The sequence below is a fragment of the Pseudomonas abietaniphila genome (assembly GCF_900100795.1).
Taxonomy (GTDB): domain Bacteria; phylum Pseudomonadota; class Gammaproteobacteria; order Pseudomonadales; family Pseudomonadaceae; genus Aquipseudomonas; species Aquipseudomonas abietaniphila.
Window position 1 is genome coordinate 104,098 of the sequence record NZ_FNCO01000003.1, and the last position, 18,603, is coordinate 122,700.

General features: G+C 59.7%; 21 protein-coding genes. 15 read left to right on the forward strand and 6 right to left on the reverse strand.

Going from position 1 to position 18,603, the window contains the following annotated elements:
- Positions 1–42 precede the first annotated feature (42 nt).
- The 14 genes from hemE to gspM all read left to right on the forward strand — a co-directional run bounded on the left by hemE (position 43) and on the right by gspM (position 12,815).
- On the forward strand, positions 43–1,107 hold the full coding sequence (gene hemE / locus BLS87_RS07290) for a uroporphyrinogen decarboxylase (RefSeq protein WP_074751575.1): 1,065 nt from the start codon (positions 43–45) through the stop codon (positions 1,105–1,107).
- 347 nt (positions 1,108–1,454) lie between these two features.
- A complete protein-coding gene (gene gbpA, locus BLS87_RS07295; RefSeq protein ID WP_074751577.1) occupies positions 1,455–2,909 on the forward strand; it encodes an N-acetylglucosamine-binding protein GbpA in 1,455 nt (484 codons plus the stop codon).
- Positions 2,910–2,972: 63 nt separating this feature from the next.
- Positions 2,973–3,488 (forward strand): cytochrome b, encoded by a 516-nt coding sequence (locus BLS87_RS07300; protein ID WP_074751579.1) that lies wholly within the window; start codon positions 2,973–2,975, stop codon positions 3,486–3,488.
- Between the two features lie 32 nt (positions 3,489–3,520).
- Positions 3,521–3,988 (forward strand): type II secretion system protein N, encoded by a 468-nt coding sequence (locus BLS87_RS07305; protein ID WP_074751581.1) that lies wholly within the window; start codon positions 3,521–3,523, stop codon positions 3,986–3,988.
- 2 nt (positions 3,989–3,990) lie between these two features.
- Positions 3,991–5,892, forward strand: coding sequence for a type II secretion system secretin GspD (gene gspD / locus BLS87_RS07310; RefSeq protein WP_074751583.1), 1,902 nt, complete (start codon positions 3,991–3,993; stop codon positions 5,890–5,892).
- Positions 5,889–7,355 carry a type II secretion system ATPase GspE gene (gene gspE / locus BLS87_RS07315; RefSeq protein WP_074751585.1) on the forward strand — a complete coding sequence of 489 codons (1,467 nt, stop codon included), beginning with the start codon at positions 5,889–5,891 and terminating at the stop codon, positions 7,353–7,355. Before gspD ends, gspE begins: the two co-directional genes overlap by 4 nt.
- A 3-nt stretch (positions 7,356–7,358) precedes the next feature.
- The gene (gene gspF / locus BLS87_RS07320; protein ID WP_074751587.1) at positions 7,359–8,570 is read left to right on the forward strand and encodes a type II secretion system inner membrane protein GspF; all 1,212 of its coding nucleotides are present in this window, start codon (positions 7,359–7,361) and stop codon (positions 8,568–8,570) included.
- Positions 8,571–8,574: 4 nt separating this feature from the next.
- A complete protein-coding gene (gene gspG / locus BLS87_RS07325; protein ID WP_074751589.1) occupies positions 8,575–9,018 on the forward strand; it encodes a type II secretion system major pseudopilin GspG in 444 nt (147 codons plus the stop codon).
- Positions 9,018–9,485 (forward strand): type II secretion system minor pseudopilin GspH, encoded by a 468-nt coding sequence (gene gspH / locus BLS87_RS07330; protein WP_074751591.1) that lies wholly within the window; start codon positions 9,018–9,020, stop codon positions 9,483–9,485. The genes gspG and gspH overlap by 1 nt, the downstream gene beginning before the upstream one ends.
- Positions 9,475–9,849: a type II secretion system minor pseudopilin GspI gene (gene gspI / locus BLS87_RS07335; RefSeq protein ID WP_074751593.1), complete on the forward strand. Its 375-nt coding sequence runs from the start codon at positions 9,475–9,477 to the stop codon at positions 9,847–9,849. Before gspH ends, gspI begins: the two co-directional genes overlap by 11 nt.
- Positions 9,846–10,397: a type II secretion system minor pseudopilin GspJ gene (gene gspJ / locus BLS87_RS07340; protein WP_074751595.1), complete on the forward strand. Its 552-nt coding sequence runs from the start codon at positions 9,846–9,848 to the stop codon at positions 10,395–10,397. Before gspI ends, gspJ begins: the two co-directional genes overlap by 4 nt.
- Complete coding sequence (locus BLS87_RS07345; protein WP_074751597.1) at positions 10,394–11,251, forward strand: type II secretion system minor pseudopilin; 858 nt, start codon at positions 10,394–10,396, stop codon at positions 11,249–11,251. Before gspJ ends, BLS87_RS07345 begins: the two co-directional genes overlap by 4 nt.
- Positions 11,248–12,357, forward strand: a complete 1,110-nt coding sequence (gene gspL / locus BLS87_RS07350; protein WP_074751599.1) for a type II secretion system protein GspL — start codon at positions 11,248–11,250, stop codon at positions 12,355–12,357. The genes BLS87_RS07345 and gspL overlap by 4 nt, the downstream gene beginning before the upstream one ends.
- Positions 12,354–12,815, forward strand: a complete 462-nt coding sequence (gene gspM, locus BLS87_RS07355) for a type II secretion system protein GspM (protein ID WP_074751601.1) — start codon at positions 12,354–12,356, stop codon at positions 12,813–12,815. Before gspL ends, gspM begins: the two co-directional genes overlap by 4 nt.
- Before the next feature lie 15 nt (positions 12,816–12,830).
- Here the strand turns inward: gspM and BLS87_RS07360 are convergent, their stop codons facing one another.
- A complete protein-coding gene (locus tag BLS87_RS07360) occupies positions 12,831–14,099 on the reverse strand; it encodes an MFS transporter (RefSeq protein WP_074751603.1) in 1,269 nt (422 codons plus the stop codon).
- Positions 14,100–14,214: 115 nt separating this feature from the next.
- Here BLS87_RS07360 and BLS87_RS07365 point away from each other — a divergent pair, with 115 nt between their 5' ends.
- Complete coding sequence (locus tag BLS87_RS07365; RefSeq protein WP_074751605.1) at positions 14,215–15,105, forward strand: LysR family transcriptional regulator; 891 nt, start codon at positions 14,215–14,217, stop codon at positions 15,103–15,105.
- Positions 15,106–15,228: 123 nt separating this feature from the next.
- Here the strand turns inward: BLS87_RS07365 and BLS87_RS07370 are convergent, their stop codons facing one another.
- The 5 genes from BLS87_RS07370 to BLS87_RS07390 are packed head-to-tail and all read right to left on the reverse strand — an operon-like array spanning position 15,229 to position 18,599.
- Positions 15,229–15,675, reverse strand: a complete 447-nt coding sequence (locus tag BLS87_RS07370) for an excinuclease (RefSeq protein WP_074751606.1) — start codon at positions 15,673–15,675, stop codon at positions 15,229–15,231.
- A 27-nt stretch (positions 15,676–15,702) separates the two neighbouring features.
- The gene (locus tag BLS87_RS07375; protein WP_074751608.1) at positions 15,703–16,158 is read right to left on the reverse strand and encodes a hypothetical protein; all 456 of its coding nucleotides are present in this window, start codon (positions 16,156–16,158) and stop codon (positions 15,703–15,705) included.
- A 29-nt stretch (positions 16,159–16,187) separates the two neighbouring features.
- On the reverse strand, positions 16,188–17,414 hold the full coding sequence (locus tag BLS87_RS07380) for a beta-ketoacyl-ACP synthase (RefSeq protein ID WP_074751610.1): 1,227 nt from the start codon (positions 17,412–17,414) through the stop codon (positions 16,188–16,190).
- Positions 17,414–18,142 carry a 3-oxoacyl-ACP reductase FabG gene (gene fabG, locus BLS87_RS07385; RefSeq protein WP_074751612.1) on the reverse strand — a complete coding sequence of 243 codons (729 nt, stop codon included), beginning with the start codon at positions 18,140–18,142 and terminating at the stop codon, positions 17,414–17,416. The genes BLS87_RS07380 and fabG overlap by 1 nt, the downstream gene beginning before the upstream one ends.
- Positions 18,135–18,599, reverse strand: coding sequence for a hotdog family protein (locus BLS87_RS07390; protein WP_074751614.1), 465 nt, complete (start codon positions 18,597–18,599; stop codon positions 18,135–18,137). Before BLS87_RS07390 ends, fabG begins: the two co-directional genes overlap by 8 nt.
- Between the last annotated feature and the right edge of the window lie 4 nt (positions 18,600–18,603).

Genomic DNA, 18,603 nt, shown 5'->3' on the forward strand with positions numbered 1-18,603 from the left:
TGTGTCTGAGAAAATGCCCGCACTTTTTTTGCGGATGCCGCCATGACTGCCCTCAAGAACGACCGTTTCCTTCGCGCCCTGCTCAAGCAACCCGTTGACGTCACGCCGGTTTGGATGATGCGTCAGGCGGGTCGTTATCTGCCGGAATACCGCGCCAGCCGCGCCAAGGCCGGCGATTTCATGAGCCTGTGCATGAATCCGGCGTTCGCTTGCGAAGTCACGTTGCAGCCGCTGGAACGCTATCCGCTGGATGCGGCGATCCTGTTCTCCGACATCCTCACCGTGCCTGACGCCATGGGCCTGGGCCTGTATTTCGAAACCGGCGAAGGCCCGCGTTTCAAGAAAACCGTCAGCACCCTGGCCGACATCGAAGCGTTGCCAATCCCGGATGCCCAGAAAGACCTGGGCTATGTGATGGACGCCGTCAGCACGATTCGTCGCGAGCTTAACGGGCGCGTGCCGCTGATCGGCTTCTCCGGCAGCCCATGGACCCTGGCGACGTACATGGTCGAAGGTGGTTCGTCCAAGGACTTCCGCAAATCCAAAGCGATGCTCTACGACAACCCTCAAGCCATGCACCTGCTGCTGGACAAGCTGGCGCAGTCGGTGACCGCGTACCTCAATGGTCAGATCCTGGCGGGCGCGCAAGCCGTGCAGATCTTCGACAGCTGGGGCGGTAGCCTCTCTGCTGCTGCGTATCAGGAGTTTTCTCTGGCCTACATGCGCAAGATTGTCAGCGGCCTGATTCGCGAACATGACGGTCGTAAAGTGCCGGTCATCCTGTTCACCAAAGGCGGCGGCCTGTGGCTGGAGAGCATCGCCGACGCAGGTGCCGACGCGCTGGGCCTGGACTGGACCTGCGACATCGGCGAAGCCCGCCGTCGTGTCGGCAGCAAGGTGGCGCTGCAAGGCAACATGGACCCGACCGTCCTTTACGCAAATCCGCAGGCCATCCGCCAGGAAGTGTCGAACATCCTTGCCAGCTACGGCAGCGGCACCGGCCACGTCTTCAACCTTGGCCATGGCATCACGCCGGAAGTCGACCCGGCCAATGCGGGGGCTTTCATCGAAGCGGTGCACGAGATGTCAGCGAAGTACCACCAGTAAGCGCGGATACGCCTATACGAAAACGCCCGGTCGATGCCGGGCGTTTTTTTTGCTCATGCGATTACGAAGATAACGCTGAGGTTTGAATGACTTCCATCTGTAACAAATAAGAGAGGTTTCTTCATGCGCCTGAGGCGGTTTCCTACATCTAAATATTTTAGAGTCCGTAGAATTTTTGATCTCGCTAGTTGGTTTACCGAAGACGCTAATTTCAATTCGAATGAGTATAACTAAGCTCAAGCGGTGTTTTGATTCGTCGCGAACTACGTTTTTTGGTCGATCTGCGGAGTATCAGCGAGGCTGTCGTTACATGGACGAATAGTTTAAAAATTACACGGGATGAGAAAATGATGTCGACACTGACCGCCGTATCACCACGGGTATCCTCCCTCGCCCTACTTGCGGTGCTACTGTCTCCGCAATTTGCAGCCGCCCATGGCTACCTTAATGATCCACCTTCTCGGGCATTTGCTTGTCAGAAGGGTTTGAATACAGAGTGCGGCGCCGCTCAATACGAACCACAAAGTGTGGGGGAGACCGCAAAGGGGTTCCCGGAAGCCGGTGTTCCGGATGGCAAGATCGCCAGTGGGGCGCTGTCTCAATTTTCTGCGCTCGATATCCAGTCCGCCAACCGCTGGCACAAAACCGAAATCAAAGACAGGACCATTAACTTCGACTGGCACTACAAGGCAACGCATCCCGCGACGAAGTATCAATATTTCATTACCCGCAGCGGGTGGAATCCCAACGCGCCGTTGACCCGGGAGTCCTTTGATCTCACCCCGTTCTGCGTGGTCGACGCCGGCGGAAAGTTGCCGACCGACCAGCCGCAGGGCAGCGAAGGACCTGCACGGGAGAAGCATGCCTGCCAGATTCCAGGCGACCGCGAAGGGCACCATGTCCTGCTAGGGATCTGGACCGTCGATGATACGCCGGGTGCTTTCCATGATGTGGTGGATGTGAACATCGTTGCCGAAGCCGAGGCGCCGGATGGCTGGAGGCCTGTGGGTAACATCACGCCGCGCAATGGGCTGCTGACCGGCGACAAGGTGACTGCGAGAGCGCTGACCAATGATGGAGAAAGTTCGGAATTCAGCGCTCAATTGATTATCGCCACTGCTGAGGAAGGCAAACCGGAAAACTGGTCGTTCATGCTCGCTGAGCAACTTAACGCCGCCAATACGCTCGTGCGTGCCGGCGTACGTGGCGAAGATGGCACGATTCAACCCGTCAGGGGCACTAACAATCTGTATGCCAAGCAGGAAAGCGGGGTCAATCGCTACGAACTGCAAATGGAATTGGTGGAAGATGCTCAAGCCGAATTGAGCATTCAGTCTTTCGACAAAAACCTTGAACTGGTAAAGGGGCGGGCGACACTGCCGGTGACCGTGACCAGCAACCGCACGATGAATATCCAGGCCACGGTATTCGATTCAGCCAACAAGGCTGTGGGATCGAACACATCCCTCGTCCAGGCGGGCAACGCAACTCTGGACATTGCTCTCCTGAGCAATCCGGGCAGCCATCAATTGAAATTGATCGGCGTGACGCCGGACGGTCGTACGACGCGCCAGGCGCTGGAAGTTCTGGAGCTCAAAGGCGAGGGCGGCGGTCAGGACTACGATGCGGTCTATCCGGAAGGCATTGAAACCTACGTGGCCGGAACAACGGTGCTTCAGCCTGCTGACGGCAACGTTTACGAGTGTAAACCGTTCCCGGCCGCTGGCTGGTGCACGCAGAATGTTCATCATTACACGCCGGGTACCGGTTCTGACTGGCAAGACGCCTGGATACTCAAGTAAGTAACCTTCAAGCTTTGAGCGGCTCCATTGCGCTGCTCAAAGCTCTTAACGACTGGATTTGATATGCACTTGCCTGGATCTTATTCGCGCGTGCAGATAGGTCTTCACTGGCTCTCTGCAGTTGTTATTTTGTGGGCGTTGGTGACGGGGAGCTTGTTGAGTTTTTTAGAACTTCCCGCTGAAATAAAAGACGGTATGGCAAGTTTCAATGTGTCGCTGACAACCGTGTTCATTCCGTTTTTCATGTTGCGTCTTTATGTGGCCGCTTCGCGTTCTGCGGCAAGTATTAATGCTTCATGGACACTTCAGCAGGTGGCTGCCCGTCTCACGCATCGCGCCATTTATACCTTGACCACGGTGGTATTGATCAGCGGCGTCTTGATGATGCAACACGGTGCCGACGTGTTCGGCTTTGCTCAATTCGGCCCTGTTTTGACACACGTCTGGCTGCGCGAATGGTTCACTCAGATCCATACCTGGAGTTGTGTCGCGCTCGCGGCTTTGATCACGTTGCACGTAGCGGCGGTCATCAAACATCAGCTTTCAGGCCATTCGATCATTAAGCGAATGTGGCATTGATCAGCAGGCATCACGGATTCGCCGTCCTCGTTATGGCCGCAGTGCTGGGCTATGGCGCCCATTTGCTTTGGGCCGAGCGGAGCTATCGCCAGAGGCTGCACGCCGTCACGGCATTCCCTCCTGTCGCTCGTCCCCTCGAGGCATTACCCACGCCAGACAACAGCGCGTTGCTCACGGTGCTTGGTTTCAAGACTCAGGGGGCAGCCCCGCACAGTCAGGAACCGGCGGTATTGCGTGGCACCGTGGTTTCTTCGGGCAAGCAGTCCAGAGCGCTGCTGACGGTGGGCGGTAGCCAAAGGAGTTATAGGGAAGGGGAGCGCCTGCCAAGCGGCAGCGTGGTGCTACGCATCGACGCCGGACGGGTTTTCTTATGGCGTAACGGTCGTGAGGAGGTTCTGCCGCTGGTGATGTCGGCTCAGCCGGTACTGCGCACTGCGACTGCTGTCACGCCTGTGGTGCACTCTCATCTGCGGCCCAATGCCGCCAAGCTTCAGGATTGAACATGAACGTGGTTGCCGTGGTGGGTGGGTGCAAACAGGCTGTCTGCATCGTTTTGCTGGTTCTGACTTTCTACAGCGCTACGGGAGCTGCAGACGACGAGCCTCAATGGCAGTTGGCAATGAACGACGCCGACGTGCGGGACGTGGTCCGTGAAATGTCCTCGATCCTGGGCGCAACCGTTGTTCTTGACCCTCGCGTTCAAGGGCGGATCACGGTTATGTCGGATCAGTCTCTGGATCGCGAGGGCGTGCGCCGGCTTTTCTATTCGGTACTCGACTCCCATAACTTCACGGTGATCGATGAGGGCGAACGTATCCTGATCGCGCCGGTGGCAGAGGCGAAGACGCGGGCCGGCCAGACCGACAGCCGCACTGCCCGCAGCGGCCAGTTCGTCACTGAAGTCATCGCGTTGAGCAACAGCACCGCGGCCGATCTTTCCGCTCTGCTGCGCCCCCTGGTCTCGGCGAACGGCTATATAGGGCCGTCAGCATCGAGCAACGCGCTGGTGCTCACTGATACGGCGAACAATGTGCATCGGATCGGCGGCATCGTCGCTCAACTGGATTCCGGACAGAAGAGCGGTCATTCGGTCGTTCCCTTACGACACGGGCTGGCCGAGCAACTGGCCAAGGTGCTTGAACAGTCTCTGGGCAAGCAGGGCATCGACGCCGGAGGACTTGTGATTGCCGACACTCGCAATAATCGTCTGGTGCTGGTTGGTAATCCATTGACACGCCGGCGCCTTGCCGCGCTGGCAAGGGATCTGGACACGCCGGCTTCGACCCGCGCAGAGCACTCTCGCGTCATTCGACTGCGTCACAGTGATGCCCGTCAACTGGCGGAGGTACTCGATGCCATGGGGGCAGGGCTTGGCGAGAATGCCGAGAAAGGAGCCGCGTCGGCACAGAAGGCGATGGTCAAGTCCGACGATAGCCAGAATGCCTTGGTCCTTATTGCTGAGCCGGCGCAGTTGCGAACGCTGGAGCACGTGGTACAGCAGCTAGACCAGCCGCGCTCCCAAGTGTTGATTCACGCCGCCATCGTTGAGGTTTCCGGCGACATTGCCAATGCGCTTGGCGTGCAATGGGGGGCTCAGACGGGCGGTGTCCTGGGTGCTATCAACTTTCCCGGAGCCGGTATCAGTTTTCCCGCAATGGCGGCGGGCGACGTCAAATTGCCCGACGGTGCGGTACTGCGCGTAGGCAATGATCGCTTCGGTGTGCTGATCAACGCTTTGGCTAGCGACACGCGTAACAATGTGCTTTCTACCCCGAGCCTTTTGACGCTCGACAACCAGGAGGCGGAAATCCTCGTGGGGCAGAATGTACCGTTCAAGAGCGGTTCGTATCAGACCCCCGGCAGCGGCTCGGAAAACCCTTACACCACGGTCACCCGTCAGGATATCGGCATCAAGCTGAAGATCCGTCCGCACATCAATGACGGGGAGACACTGCGTCTGGAAGTCGAACAGGAAAACTCCGAGATCGCCAGCTCGGTAGAGGGACTGAACGATCTGATCACCAACAAGCGAGCGCTCAAAAGCACGATTCTCGCGGACGACGGCCAGATCATCGTGATTGGGGGGCTGATCAAGGACAGCATTCGAACTCGCCAGAGCGGCGTGCCGCTGCTCAAGAACATTCCCTGGCTGGGCGCCTTGTTTCGCTGGAGCAGCGACACTCGCGAAAAGACCAATCTGATGATCTTTTTGCGCCCGACCATTGTGCGTGGCAAAGACGAGCTGGCTGAGGTGACGGCAGATCGCTACCGGTCGTTGCGAAACCTCAGCGGGCCGGGAAACGGCAATTCGTTGCTGCTGCCTGGCGAAGCCCGACAGCTGTTCGACAGGGAAACGGAGGCAGCCGAAACCGATCTGCATCAGAGCCGTGGGCGCAAGCCATGAGCCAGTTGCTGCCCTTCGGTTTCGCCCGGCGTTTTGGCGTGATGTGTGAACAACTCGAAAGCGGTCCCAAGGTGTTGTTGCGTGCCGACACACCGTTTACCGCACTCTCGGAGGTTCAGCGGCGGTTCGGCGGCAGTGATATTGCCTGGCAAATGCTCGATGAACCGCACTTCGCTGCGCAGCTGGCGAGTGCCTACAGCGATGGGCAGCGCGCGGCTGAGGACGTTGCGCAAGGGCTGGATGACGAGCTCGATTTGCTGGAAGTCGCCGAGCAATTGCCGCAAACCGCCGACCTGCTGGAGCAGGAGGGGGATGCTCCGATTATTCGGCTGATCAATGCGTTGCTCAGCCAGGCTGTGCGTGAAAAAGCCTCGGATGTGCACCTTGAAACGTTCGAACACAGTGTTTCCGTTCGCATTCGCGTCGACGGCCAGTTGCGCGAAGTGCTCAAACCCCGTCGGGAACTGGCGAATCTGCTGGTTTCTCGGATCAAGGTGATGTCGCGACTGGATATCGCTGAAAAGCGCGTCCCTCAGGATGGTCGGATGGCGTTGCGCCTGGCTGGGCATGAAGTCGACGTGCGCGTTTCCACGTTGCCCTCTGCCCACGGAGAACGGGTGGTGCTGCGCTTGCTGGACAAGCGAAAGGGCGCACTGGACCTGCGGCAACTGGGCATGCCTGACGATACGCTGGAGCAGTTTGAACATTTGCTGGGCAGGCCCCACGGAATTTTTCTGGTCACCGGGCCAACCGGTTCCGGCAAGACCACCAGTCTGTATGCCGCGCTGACCTACCTCAATGATCAGACGCGGAACATTTTGACGGTCGAGGACCCTATCGAATACCACCTGCCGGGCATCGGCCAGACGCCGGTCAATCCCAAGGTCCAGATGACGTTTGCCCGTGGCCTGCGGGCCATCCTGCGACAGGATCCGGACGTTGTGATGGTTGGCGAGATCCGTGATCGCGAAACCTCGGATATTGCGGTGCAGGCGTCGTTGACCGGGCATCTGGTGCTATCAACCTTGCACACCAATAGCGCCGTGGGCGCGGTTACCCGTTTGCTGGATATGGGCGTGGATGCCTATCTGCTCGCGTCTTCACTGTTGGGGGTGTTGGCGCAACGTCTGGTACGAATGTTGTGTGAGCACTGCAAGACGCCCTGGATTGCTGACGAAAAGGCGGTCGAGCGGCTGGGTCTGGACGTCGGCAAACGCCATGAGCTGTTCAGGGCGACGGGGTGTGAGCATTGCCAGCGGGGTTACCGTGGACGCATCGGCATCTACGAGTTGATTACGGTCACGCCTCGGCTGGCAGAGCTGATTCACAACGCGGCAAGTGAGCCTGAACTGACCCAGGAAGCCCGAACCTGTTCCCGCAGTCTGTTTCACGACGGTCGTCGACTGGTTATGGAGGGGCGGACCAGCCTCGACGAATTGCTGCGTGTGAGCCAGGAGAACTAGGACATGGCATGGTTCGATTATCAGGCTCAGGATGCCTCCGGTCGCCGCCATCGTGGTCAGGAACAGGCTCAAAGCGCGCGTCATGCTCGTCAGCGGCTTCGCGAGCGAGGGCTGTTACCGATCGACGTCAAACCGTCGATCAGTCTGTCCATCGGTTGGGCGGGAGGGCAGAGAGGACGCTGGTTAAGATCGGGCGAGTTGACCCCGCTAACCCTGCAGCTGTCGACTCTGATTCAGGCGGGGCTGCCACTGGAAGAGGCATTACAGGTCGTCGCAGCACAAAGTGAAAAGCCTCGAGTCAGCCATTTGGTAACGGCGGTCGCGACCCGAATCAGTGAAGGTCACGATCTGGCGTCGGCGCTGTCCGCATTCCCTCGCGCCTTTCCGGCACTGTTCTGCGCAACCATTGCTGCAGGTGAGCGCTCCGGCCACCTGGGGGTCGTTCTTGAGCAACTGGCGGAGTACACCGAAGGGCGGCAGCAGTCGAGGCAGAAAATTCAGCTTGCCCTCGTCTATCCGATGATCCTGTTTTGCGCGTCGCTGACCATCGTCAGCTTTCTGTTGGGGTTTGTGGTGCCGGATGTGGTCAAGGTGTTCATCGACAGCGGTCAGCCCCTGCCTGCGTTGACTGAGGGGCTGATTGCGCTGAGTTCCGGGCTGCGTCGCTACGGTCTGCTGCTTTTGGTCATTCTCATGGCATTGATGGGCGTGGGTTATTGGGCTCTACGGCGCCCTGCTCTGCGCGGGCGCTTTCATGATGGATTGTTGTGCATCCCGGTTCTGGGAAAGGTCCTTCGAGCCACGGATGCGGCGCGTTTCGCGAGCACCCTGGCCATTCTTGGCAAAAGTGCCGTGCCGCTGGTTGATGCGTTGCACATTTCGGCGGCAGTCATCGGCAATCAGTCGATTCGCAAACGAATGCAGGATGTCGCGCGCCGTGTACGCGAAGGACAGACCTTGACCCGTAGCCTTGAGCACGGCGGAGACATTCCCCCCTTGATGCTGCACATGATCGCGAGCGGCGAGCGTGCGGGTGAGCTCGACCGCATGCTTGAACGTGCCGCGCAACAGCAGGAAAAGACTCTGGCCGCCAGCATTGCGCTAATGGTCAGCCTGTTCGAACCGGCGATGCTGGTACTGATGGGCGGCGTGGTACTCCTGATCGTCATGGCCATTCTGATGCCGATCCTAAACCTCAACCAACTGGTGAATTGAGCTTATGGCAATCCCGCAACAACGTCGGCAATACGGATTTACCCTCATCGAAATCATGGTCGTGGTCGTGATCATCGGGGTCTTGGGCGCGCTGGTGATTCCGCAATTCATGAGTCGCCCGGACCAGGCCAAGGTCACTGCGGCGCACACGGATATTCAGGCATTGAGCACGGCACTGGAGATGTACCGGCTGGATAATTTCAGCTACCCGTCAACCCAACAGGGACTTGAGGCTCTGGTTATACGCCCTTCGGGTACGCCTGCCGCGAAGCACTGGAATCCTCGGGGGTATCTGAAGAGCCTTCCTTCCGATCCATGGGGCACGCCTTACCAGTATCTGAGTCCGGGCGCGGCTGGCGCAGCGTTTGATTTGTACTCCTACGGCGCAGATGGCGTGGCGGGTGGTGACGACTTTGCCGCCGACATCGGTGACAGGACTGCCGAGTAATGCCTGGACGTTGTCGTGGTTTCACCCTGTTGGAAATCTTGACGGTCATGGTGCTGATCGGTGTGCTGCTGGGGCTGGCGACCGTCGGATTGCGCGCAGGCCCTGCTCAGAAAGCGCGCCAGTATGCCCATGAGCTGGTGACGATGATTACGCAACTGCGCGTCAAGGCCGTGTCTGACGGAGCGGAGTATGGCGTGCGTTTCGATGATGACGGCTACCGACTGATGGAGTGGAAAGAGGGCCAATGGTTTCAACGCAGCGCTCATCCAGTGGGGGAGGGCATGTCGTTTCGTCTGGAGTTGGAAGGGCAGGCTTTGCAGCTGTCTCATCGTGCCGATGAGCCACAGTTGTTGATTCTAAGCAGCGATGAAACAAGCGCGTTTGCGCTCTACTTTGAAACTGCAGACGGCCCCTTGCTAGCTGTATCCAGTGACGGTGTGAACGATCCGGTGATCGATGGGCACTGAGCGCGGGTTCACGTTGCTGGAGGTGATGGTCGCGTTGGCAGTGTTCGCTCTGCTATCCGCTGCCGTGCTTTCGGCTTGTCAGTTTGTACTGAGTCAGCATGCCGGATTGCGCGAGCGCCTGTTTGCCAGCTGGCTGGCCGACAATCATTTGACCGAGCTTCGTTTGCGGTTGCCAAGCCCGGGCCAACAACGCATTACGCGAAGCTTTGCGGGCGAATCCTGGGCGCTGGAGCAGCACGTCAAGCGTGGTCGCGACGACCGTTGGCTCAGTATCGAGATCGAGGTGAGCCACGGCGCCAATAGCCCAGTCGTTTATCGAACGGTGGGCTGGATCGCTCCAATGTCTGAGGCTGCGCTGCCATGATCCGACAGCGTGGTTTCACCCTGTTGGAGCTGATTGTCAGCCTGGCGATTTTTTCTCTGATCGGGCTCGCCAGCTGGCACCTGTTCGAGAGTGTTTTCCGGGTGCAGGATCAACTGCGCCAAGAGGAGCAAAGCCTGCGTGCATTGCGTCGCGCGGTCGCGGTGATCGAACGCGATGTATTGCAGGTTGTTCCGGCCTCTGCAGGTCAGGCGGTGTTGATACGCCAAGGTGTGTTGAATCTGAGCCGCGGTAACTGGCGCAATCCGTTGGGGCATGCGCGCGGCGAGCGACAGGAAGTCAGTTACGTGATTGAGCAGGGGCGTCTCTGGCGTTACAGCCGCAGTCCGGATCTGCCCTTAGTCCAAAAGCAGCGGTTATTGGACGATGTTCGCGGCCTTGACTGGCGTCTGTATGACGACAGGCATGGCTGGCGTAGTGATGAGGGCAGTGCGCGGGAATCAGGCCGACCGCGCGCGCTGGAAATGACCCTGTCCTGCGGTGCATTCGGGCAAATCCGTCGTGTCATTGCGCTGGCGGAGGGGGCATGACCCATTCTTGCCAGCGCGGAGTCGCACTCATCAGTGTCCTGCTGGTCACCAGCCTGGCATTGTTTGTGGTTGCAGGTTTGATGCGCAGCCACAGGATGACGGTGCAAGGAACCGCCCAGCAGCTTCATCAGCAGCAATTACGTCAGGCCGCGCTGACAGCAGAAAGCTACGCATCGCAGCTCTTGCTTGCATCCGATATCAGAGAGGCTACGACCATTCACCTCGGGCAGGACTGGGCACTCAAGGCACAGGCTTTTCAACTACCGGATCTGGATGTCCGATTGGAGATCGAGGACCTGGCAGGACGCTTCAATCTGACGCGACTGGTCGGGACCGGTGGTGTAGACGACGTCACGCTGCAGCGCTGGGTTCGTCTATTGAGCGCGCTGGATATCCCAGCTTTCGATCTGCGGCGGCTGAACGACTTCACGCTCACCGATGCGGCGCAGCTTCAGCGAATGCCTCAGCTGAAAAAAGACGATCTGCAACGACTGCTGCCGTGGGTTGTTGTGCTGCCGCGCGACGCGATGCTTAACGTCAATACTGTATCGGCGCCCGTTATGGCCAGCCTGGAAGGTATGACGCTTTCCGCTGCCAGAGGGCTGGTCAGCCAGCGCGCGCCGCGAGGTTATGCTGATATCGAGTCATTCACCCGCGCCCCTGGAGTGCTAGGGCTGGGGGTGTCGACTCATGGTCTGAGTGTGAGTAGCCGATGGTTTCGCGTTTCAGTGCATGTGCGCATCGCCGACACCCAGTTGCGGTTGATCAGCGATGTTGAGCGGGTGCGCAACACGAATCGAACGCGCGTCATTCGACGTCGTTTAGTAGCGTCTGCCGAGCATTTTCAACCATGAGTACCTGGCTTTACCTCACCCCTGAAGGCTTCAATGACCTCGACGGGATTTGCCCTGTAAGGTACTGGAGCGATGAAGGCTCTGAGCGTTCCTGTCCTTTGTCCGAAGCCGGAAACGCGCTTTCAGGGGTTGGCGTTCAGTTGATCCTGCCCATGGAACTCTGCAGCTGGCTGCGAAGCGAACCCTGGCCTGGACGGCGCACGCCCCGCGCTCAGGTGCTCGCCTATGCCGTGGAGGAACAGCTCAGCGAGGACCTGGACCAACTGCACCTTGCCATTGGAAAGCCGGATCGGGAGCGTCGGTTTCCACTGTTGATCATCAGCAAGCCGACGCTGCTCGGCATTCTGGATGCGTTTCAGCGCGCTGGCATTCAGGTGATTGACGTTTGGGTCGATGCCGACAGGCTGCCCACGGATCGGCCCTATGGGGTCTGGTGGAGCGGTCGGTGGATGTTGGGCGGATCAATCGAGGGTCGACTCGCGTTGTCGGAGCAGGCGCTCGACGTCATGCGTCATCGCCTGCCCATTGATATCCGTTGGAGGGATGAGCGCTCTGACGATTGTCCGGGGTTAAGCGCATTGCTCAGCGCCAGCAACCGAGATTCGATCAATCTGATGCAGGGTGAGTTTCGTCCCTCGCGTCAGGGTTGGCTCTGGGGCCGATTGCTGCTGGCGATGATGGGGGGCTTTCTGCTGTCGTGGGGCTTCAGTCTTGCGCGTGCTCAGCATCTTGAGTCATTGGCCGGGCAACTGTATGAGCAAAGCCTACAGCGTTTTCACAGTCTTTATCCAGACCAGACCCGCGTCGTCGATCTGTCGGCGCAGCTCAAAGCGTTGCAGGGTAATGCCGCAGAAGAGCGGGGGCCGATGAGCGCGCTTTTGCAGGTGGCGGAGCAGGTTGTGGGGGGCAGCGGTGTGCAGGTGCAGCGAGCGGAATTCAGCGCGACTGAGGGTTGGACGTTATCGCTGAATGCCGGCAGTTTCGACGCGTTGGAGCGGCTACAGGAGCGCGGCGTGGAGAGCGGGCTACCGGTCCGGTTGGAAGGCGCCAGCAAGAGCCGTGATGGTGTGAAAGCATTATTGACCCTGCAGGGCGGAGCCAAATGAAACCTCGATCGCAATGGTTCGCGGCGTTCACGGGACGCTGGCAGCAATTTGGGCGGCGCGACCAACTGATGCTCATCGTGCTTGCAATGTTTCTGCTATCGGTCGGTTTGATCAGCGGCGTCTGGCAGCCAACCAAACAACGCCTTGAACGCGCTGAGCGCAGCTATCAGCAGCGTCTGTCGTTAGTGTCGGAAATGCGGCGCGCCAAACCCACGCGCCGATCCAGCGTGGGTCAGCCCTGGGCCAGCCGGATAAGCGACAGCGCAACAGCCGCGGGTCTTGAGTTATTGGAGCTGAACAGGGATTCGGCAAGCCTGCGCGTGGTCGTCAGTGGCGAAGCAGGCGCGCTACTCAGCTGGCTGATTCAGGGCGAGCGTGAGGGCGCACACATGCAAAGCCTCACATTGGACAGGCAGGAAAATCAGCTGCATGCTCGGGTGGCCTGGGGCGTTAATTGAGTAACGAGGACGTGCCTAGACCTGCACATTCACCGCCAAGGGCTGCACCTTGGCAAGTTTCAGCGCCACGCCCAACGCCGCGAGCAAGACCAAACCGATGAACACGCCGATGCCGTTCCAGCCGGCGTAATGCCAGAACACGCCACCGCCGGTGCCCGCGACGCTTGAGCCGGCGTAGTAGCTGAACAGGTACAGCGAGGACGCCTGCCCCTTGGCTTTGATCGCGCGGCGGCCGATCCAGCTGCTGGCGACCGAGTGAGCACCGAAGAAGCCAAAGGTGAACATCAGCACGCCAATGACCACGACGGCCAGCGGGGTGAACAGGGTCAGGGCCAGACCCACCAGCATGAGCACGATCACGGCCCACAGCACGTTTCGGCGTCCGAGCCTGTCCGCCAGTGCGCCGATTTTTGCCGAGCTGTAGATCCCCGACAGATACACGACCGAGAACAGGCCAACCACCGCCTGGCTCAGGTTGTAAGGATCGGCCAGCAGGCGATAGCCGATGTAGTTGAACAGCGTGACGAAGGCGCCCATCAGCAGGAAGCCTTCGAGGAACAGCAGCGGCAACCCTGCATCGCGGAACTGCAGGACGAAGCCTTCCAGCAGGTTACGGGCGTTCAGCGGATTGGGCCGGAAGTTGCGCGAGGGCGGTAGAAACTTCCAGAACAGACCGGCAGCGCCGAGGGCGATCAATCCCATGATCAACAGCGAGGTGTGCCAACTGACGAAGTCGCTCAGCACGCCTGTGATCAGCCGCCCGCTCATGCCGCCAATGGCGTTGCCGCCAATGTACAGCCCCATGGCCAAGCCAATGTTCTGCGGATGAATCTCTTCACTGAGGTAAGTCATGCCTACCGCCGCCAGCCCGCTCAACGAAAGCCCGACCAGCGCGCGAGTCACCAGCACGCCTTCCCACGTCGGCATCAGGGCACTTGCGATGGTGAAAAAGGCGGCTGAGAACAGCGCGAAGACCATCACCGGTTTACGGCCCAGACGGTCAGAAATCGGCCCCGTGATCAACAGGCCGATGGCGAGCATGGCGGTGGACACCGACAAAATCAGGCTGCTCTGGGCCGCGTTGATCGAAAACTCCCGGGACAGCACCGGCATCATCGGTTGCACGCAATAGAGCAGGGCAAACGTGGCGAAGCCGCCGGAGAACAGAGCGAGGACGGTGCGAATGAACGCAGGCGTGTCTTTTTCGATGTAGGTATCGCCCAGCGGGATAGCGGCTTCGATCATTTCAGACTCGGACGCGGCGGGGGGTGCAGCAGTATTCACGATGGACCTCTGGGAGAAGCGGGCGGCGATGTAAAAAAGAATATCGCTGGCTAACGATTCTTTCCAATATATTGTTCGACCTGTTTGATAGGTTTGACGACCTAATAGGATTGTCATGGAATTACGTCACCTGCGTTACTTCATCGCCGTTGCCGAAGAGCTGCATTTTGGACGCGCCGCCGAGGTGCTCGGCATCTCGCAACCGCCGCTGAGCCAGCAGATTCAAGCGCTGGAGCAGGAGCTGGGCGCGCGCCTGTTCGAGCGAACCAACCGACGAGTGGAACTCAGTGAGGCGGGCAGACTGTTCCTCGACGAAGCGCGCCTGGTACTGGCGCAGGTCGAAAAGGCCTCTGATGTGGCGCGCCGTGCGCAGTTGGGGGAATTGGGGGAATTGAAGATCGGGTTCACCGCGTCTGCCCCATTCACCTCCAGCATCCCTCAGGCGATCTTTGCCTTTCGGCAACGTTACCCTGCAGTCCATTTGGCGTTGCAGGAAATGAGCAGCAAAGAAGTTGCCGAGCGGCTTGAGGAAGAGTCGATGCAGGTCGGCATCATGCGACCCTTGCCGTTACCGGATTCTTTGGTGGCGGTGGAGCTGTTGCGCGAACCGCTGGTGGCGGTCTTCCGTTCCGATCACCCTCTGGCGGCGGGCAGCGAACAGGGCATGTACCTCAAAGAACTGGCGACGGAGCCTTTCGTGTTCTTTCCCCGGACCTATGGCAGCGGGTTATATGCGCAACTGTTGGATCTGGCCCGGGAGGCGGGATTCAGCCCGATGTTCACTCAGGAGGCAGGCGAGGCCATGACCATCATCGGCCTGGTGGCGGCGGGATTGGGCGTGACAGTGCTGCCCGCGTCGTACCAACGGATGCGGATCGATGGTGTGGTGTATCGAACGTTGCTCGATCCCGAAGCGACGTCGGCGGTGTGGCTGGTGCAGCGCAAGGATCAGAAATCGCCGATGGCGAAGGCGTTTGTCGAGTTGGTGACGCGTAAGGCAGGGTGACGAAGTTGCCTTCTGTATGAGCACGCTTGCCCGCGATTGCGTTGTGTCAGACATCCACGAGGTTGGATGTGAGGACTCAATCGCAGGCAAGCGTGCTCCTACAAGGTAATCAGGATCGGGAAATCACTGCACCTTCGCCAGGTCGCCCTTCAGCGCGACGCCGGCCATCAACGCTCCGGCATGGCACTCGTAAGTGGCCGGGTCCTTGCGCTCGATCTTTTTGTAGTAGCTGGCGATGTTGACCACTGCGTTGGCACCCGCACCTTTGGCAGCCTCATTCAACTGCAGGATCGCCGACTGCAGTACCCACTCGCACGCTTCGGTATCGGTCTTGTTGAAGGCGTTGGTTTTCTTGTTGGTCGCAGCGTTCGGCGACAGCACGGTCACCTTGCCCTTGGGCTGTACGCCCGCCAGGTAGAACTTCACCGAGCCATCGAGCTTCTTCTCCTGAAGCATCTGCGCAACGACCTTGTCGAACGGCAAATACAGCGCGGTATCACGTGCCTGGCTAATGCCCGGCAGGGTGCCCAAAACGATTGCGGCCGTGGCGGCCAACATTTTCAGCTTCATGGTTTCGCTCCTTGAGGTGGACAACAATTACTGCGCGGCTTGGGTAATGCCTTGGGGCGTTACGCCGTTTGCCATGTTCTTCGCGGTGGTTTCAGCCTGATCGTCGCGCAACTCGCGCAGGATGCCCTTGTCCAGCAGTCGCACCCAGCGGTTGTAGTTCTTGTGGATCTTGCCGTCTTTGTAGCTGAGCTCTCGGCTGTCGCGGTATTTGATCTGGTAGTGATCGGCGGTGTACGGGATATCGATTTCTGCATGGTACTGCCCGCGCACGGTGATCTCTGCCTGAACGAGGTCCGGACCGACCCGCTGCACGCTCCATTTGCGTTTGACCAGTGTGGTCAGGATCGCCTGTTTCATTTGTTCATGATCGGCATGCAGTGTCGTTGGAAGGGTGCGGTCAGGGGTGACCAGCGGTTTACTGGTACAAGCTGCGACGGATAACAGGGTCAGCACGATCAGTGACGCGCGAAGCAGGGAGGGCATTCCATTTCTCCAAAGGATGGGTAAAGCGATCACGGCCAGCGACGGAAAATCAACGACGTGTTGACCCCGCCAAAAGCGAAATTGTTGTTCATCACGAACTCGTGACTCATGCGCCGGGGTTCGCCGCGCAGGTAATCCAGCTCGCCGCAGCGGCTGTCGACGTCGTCCAGGTTGAGGGTGTGGATGTAGCGGTCGCGGTTCATCATCTCGATGCTGAACCAGGACTCGAGGGCGCCGCAGGCTCCCAGCGTGTGGCCGAGAAAACTTTTCTGCGAGCTGATGGGCATGCGCGAACCAAACAGGCTGTGGGTGGCGAGCGTTTCGGCAATGTCGCCCTGCTCGGTGGCGGTGCCGTGTCCGTTGACGTAGCCGATGGCGTCCGGTGAAAGATTCGCGTCTTCCAGGGCCAGTTCCATCGCCCGGCGCATGGTCAGTTGCTCGGGGCGCGTGGTGTGTACGCCGTCGGCGTTGCTGCCGAAACCGACGATCTCTGCATGGATGTTCGCGCCACGGGCGAGCGCGTGTTCCAGCTCCTCGAGCACCAGCATGCCGCCACCTTCGCCGATCACCAGGCCGTCGCGGCCACTGTCATAAGGGCGCGGGCTGGTGTGCGGCGCGTCGTTTTTCAGGCTGGTGGCGTACAGCGCGTCGAACACCATCGCTTCAGTCGGGCACAGCTCTTCCGCGCCTCCGGCGAGCATCAATGGCAGGCGCCCGAACTTGATGGCCTCGTAAGCGTAACCCACGCCCTGACTGCCACTGGTGCAGGCGCTGGACGTTGGAATCAGGCGTCCGGTGAGGTTGAAGAAGATGCTGATATTCGCCGCCGTGGTGTGCGGCATCATGCGCACGTACGAGTTGGCGTTGAGGCCTTCGGCCACCGAGTTCAGCAGCATGTTGCCGAACGCTTTGATCTCGTCCGTACTGCCGGTGGACGAGCCGCAGGCCACGCCCATGCGCCCGTCACGAATGATGGGGTCGCCGAGCAATCCAGCGTCCTGAAGCGCCTGTTCCGAGGCGCCGACCGCCAGACGGGAGACACGGCCCATGCTGCGCAGTTGTTTGCGGGTCCAGTGCGACGGAACGGCAAAGTCATCGATGGGGCCTGCCAGACGCGTGTTCAGTTCGCTGAAACGGTCCCATTCGTCCATGCGCCGAATGCCGCTGCGGTTGCGGCTGAAATGGGCTTCGATGCTGGCCCAGTCGCTGCCCAGCGAAGTGATACCGGCCATGCCGGTGACGACGACGCGCTTCATCAGCACAAGCCTCCGTTGACCGCCAGGACCTGGCGGGTGATGTACGAAGCTTCCGCCGACATCAGAAAATTCACGGCACCGGCGACTTCTTCCGGGGTGCCCATGCGTTGCGCAGGGATCATCTTCATCAGTTCATCCACCGGCACGTTTTCGTCGAGCATCGCGGTGTCGATCAGACCCGGCGCGACGCAGTTGACGGTGATCTTGCGTTTGCCCAGCTCGATTGCCAGCGCCTTGGCCGCTCCGATCACCCCGGCCTTGGACGCGCTGTAGTTGACCTGGCCACGGTTGCCGATCAGGCCGGAAACCGACGTGATGCAGACAATCCGGCCCGCGGCGCGGCGGCGAATCATCGGCATCATGACCGGGTGCAGAACGTTATAGAAACCGTCCAGGTTGGTGCGCATGACCATGTCCCAATCCTCATCGGTCAGCGCTGGAAATGCGCCATCGCGGGTCAGACCTGCGTTGCACACCACGCCGTAATACGCGCCGTGTGTTTCCACGTCAGTCTCGAGGATGGACTTGCAGGCAGCGCGATCGGCCACGTCGAACTGCAACACGCGAGCCTGTTGGCCCAGTGCCTGAATGTCGTGTTGAACGGCTTCGGCTTCGGTGCGACCGCTGCGACAGTGCAGCACGATATCGTAACCGGCCTGCGCCAGACGCAAGGCGATGGCGCGGCCGATGCCACGGCTGGAACCGGTGACCAGGATTGAGTCAGTCATGTACGGCTCCTTCGGCCAGATAGTCCGCCGATTGTGGCGGACGATAAACGTTGAGGCGGGCAGTGGCCTGAATGCCAGGGCCGCTCAGATTGCACTCGAACACACCCATGCCGCTGTCATCCTGTAGTGAGCGTTGCGCGTGGATGATCAGTTCGCTGCCCGCCGGAAAATGCTCGACGTTGCACTCGAATTTGCGCGTGCCCAAGAGAAAACCCAGCGCCACCGGTTCCCCCTTCACGCGCGCCTGACAGCCCGCGTAGGCCGCGACGCTCTGGGCCATCAGTTCGATGGCGACCCAGGCCGGAAGGCTGCCGTCCGGGCGATTGAACAGGCCGCCGGGCCGCACGTTGATGCGGGTGCGGATCTGTTCTTCGTCGAACCCCAGCACGTCGTCGATGAGGATCATGTCGCCCGCGTGAGGCAGCAGGGCGGCGGGGGGCCACGGAGATGGGGTCATTGAG

Coding starts and splice junctions, on each gene's coding strand:
- hemE (WP_074751575.1), top strand. CDS start 43: ATGACTGCCCTCAAGAACGACCGTTTCCTTCGCGCCCTGCTCAAGCAA.
- gbpA (WP_074751577.1), top strand. CDS start 1,455: ATGATGTCGACACTGACCGCCGTATCACCACGGGTATCCTCCCTCGCC.
- BLS87_RS07300 (WP_074751579.1), top strand. CDS start 2,973: ATGCACTTGCCTGGATCTTATTCGCGCGTGCAGATAGGTCTTCACTGG.
- BLS87_RS07305 (WP_074751581.1), top strand. CDS start 3,521: ATGGCCGCAGTGCTGGGCTATGGCGCCCATTTGCTTTGGGCCGAGCGG.
- gspD (WP_074751583.1), top strand. CDS start 3,991: ATGAACGTGGTTGCCGTGGTGGGTGGGTGCAAACAGGCTGTCTGCATC.
- gspE (WP_074751585.1), top strand. CDS start 5,889: ATGAGCCAGTTGCTGCCCTTCGGTTTCGCCCGGCGTTTTGGCGTGATG.
- gspF (WP_074751587.1), top strand. CDS start 7,359: ATGGCATGGTTCGATTATCAGGCTCAGGATGCCTCCGGTCGCCGCCAT.
- gspG (WP_074751589.1), top strand. CDS start 8,575: ATGGCAATCCCGCAACAACGTCGGCAATACGGATTTACCCTCATCGAA.
- gspH (WP_074751591.1), top strand. CDS start 9,018: ATGCCTGGACGTTGTCGTGGTTTCACCCTGTTGGAAATCTTGACGGTC.
- gspI (WP_074751593.1), top strand. CDS start 9,475: ATGGGCACTGAGCGCGGGTTCACGTTGCTGGAGGTGATGGTCGCGTTG.
- gspJ (WP_074751595.1), top strand. CDS start 9,846: ATGATCCGACAGCGTGGTTTCACCCTGTTGGAGCTGATTGTCAGCCTG.
- BLS87_RS07345 (WP_074751597.1), top strand. CDS start 10,394: ATGACCCATTCTTGCCAGCGCGGAGTCGCACTCATCAGTGTCCTGCTG.
- gspL (WP_074751599.1), top strand. CDS start 11,248: ATGAGTACCTGGCTTTACCTCACCCCTGAAGGCTTCAATGACCTCGAC.
- gspM (WP_074751601.1), top strand. CDS start 12,354: ATGAAACCTCGATCGCAATGGTTCGCGGCGTTCACGGGACGCTGGCAG.
- BLS87_RS07365 (WP_074751605.1), top strand. CDS start 14,215: ATGGAATTACGTCACCTGCGTTACTTCATCGCCGTTGCCGAAGAGCTG.
- BLS87_RS07370 (WP_074751606.1), bottom strand. CDS start 15,675: ATGAAGCTGAAAATGTTGGCCGCCACGGCCGCAATCGTTTTGGGCACC.
- BLS87_RS07375 (WP_074751608.1), bottom strand. CDS start 16,158: ATGCCCTCCCTGCTTCGCGCGTCACTGATCGTGCTGACCCTGTTATCC.
- BLS87_RS07380 (WP_074751610.1), bottom strand. CDS start 17,414: ATGAAGCGCGTCGTCGTCACCGGCATGGCCGGTATCACTTCGCTGGGC.
- fabG (WP_074751612.1), bottom strand. CDS start 18,142: ATGACTGACTCAATCCTGGTCACCGGTTCCAGCCGTGGCATCGGCCGC.
- BLS87_RS07390 (WP_074751614.1), bottom strand. CDS start 18,599: ATGACCCCATCTCCGTGGCCCCCCGCCGCCCTGCTGCCTCACGCGGGC.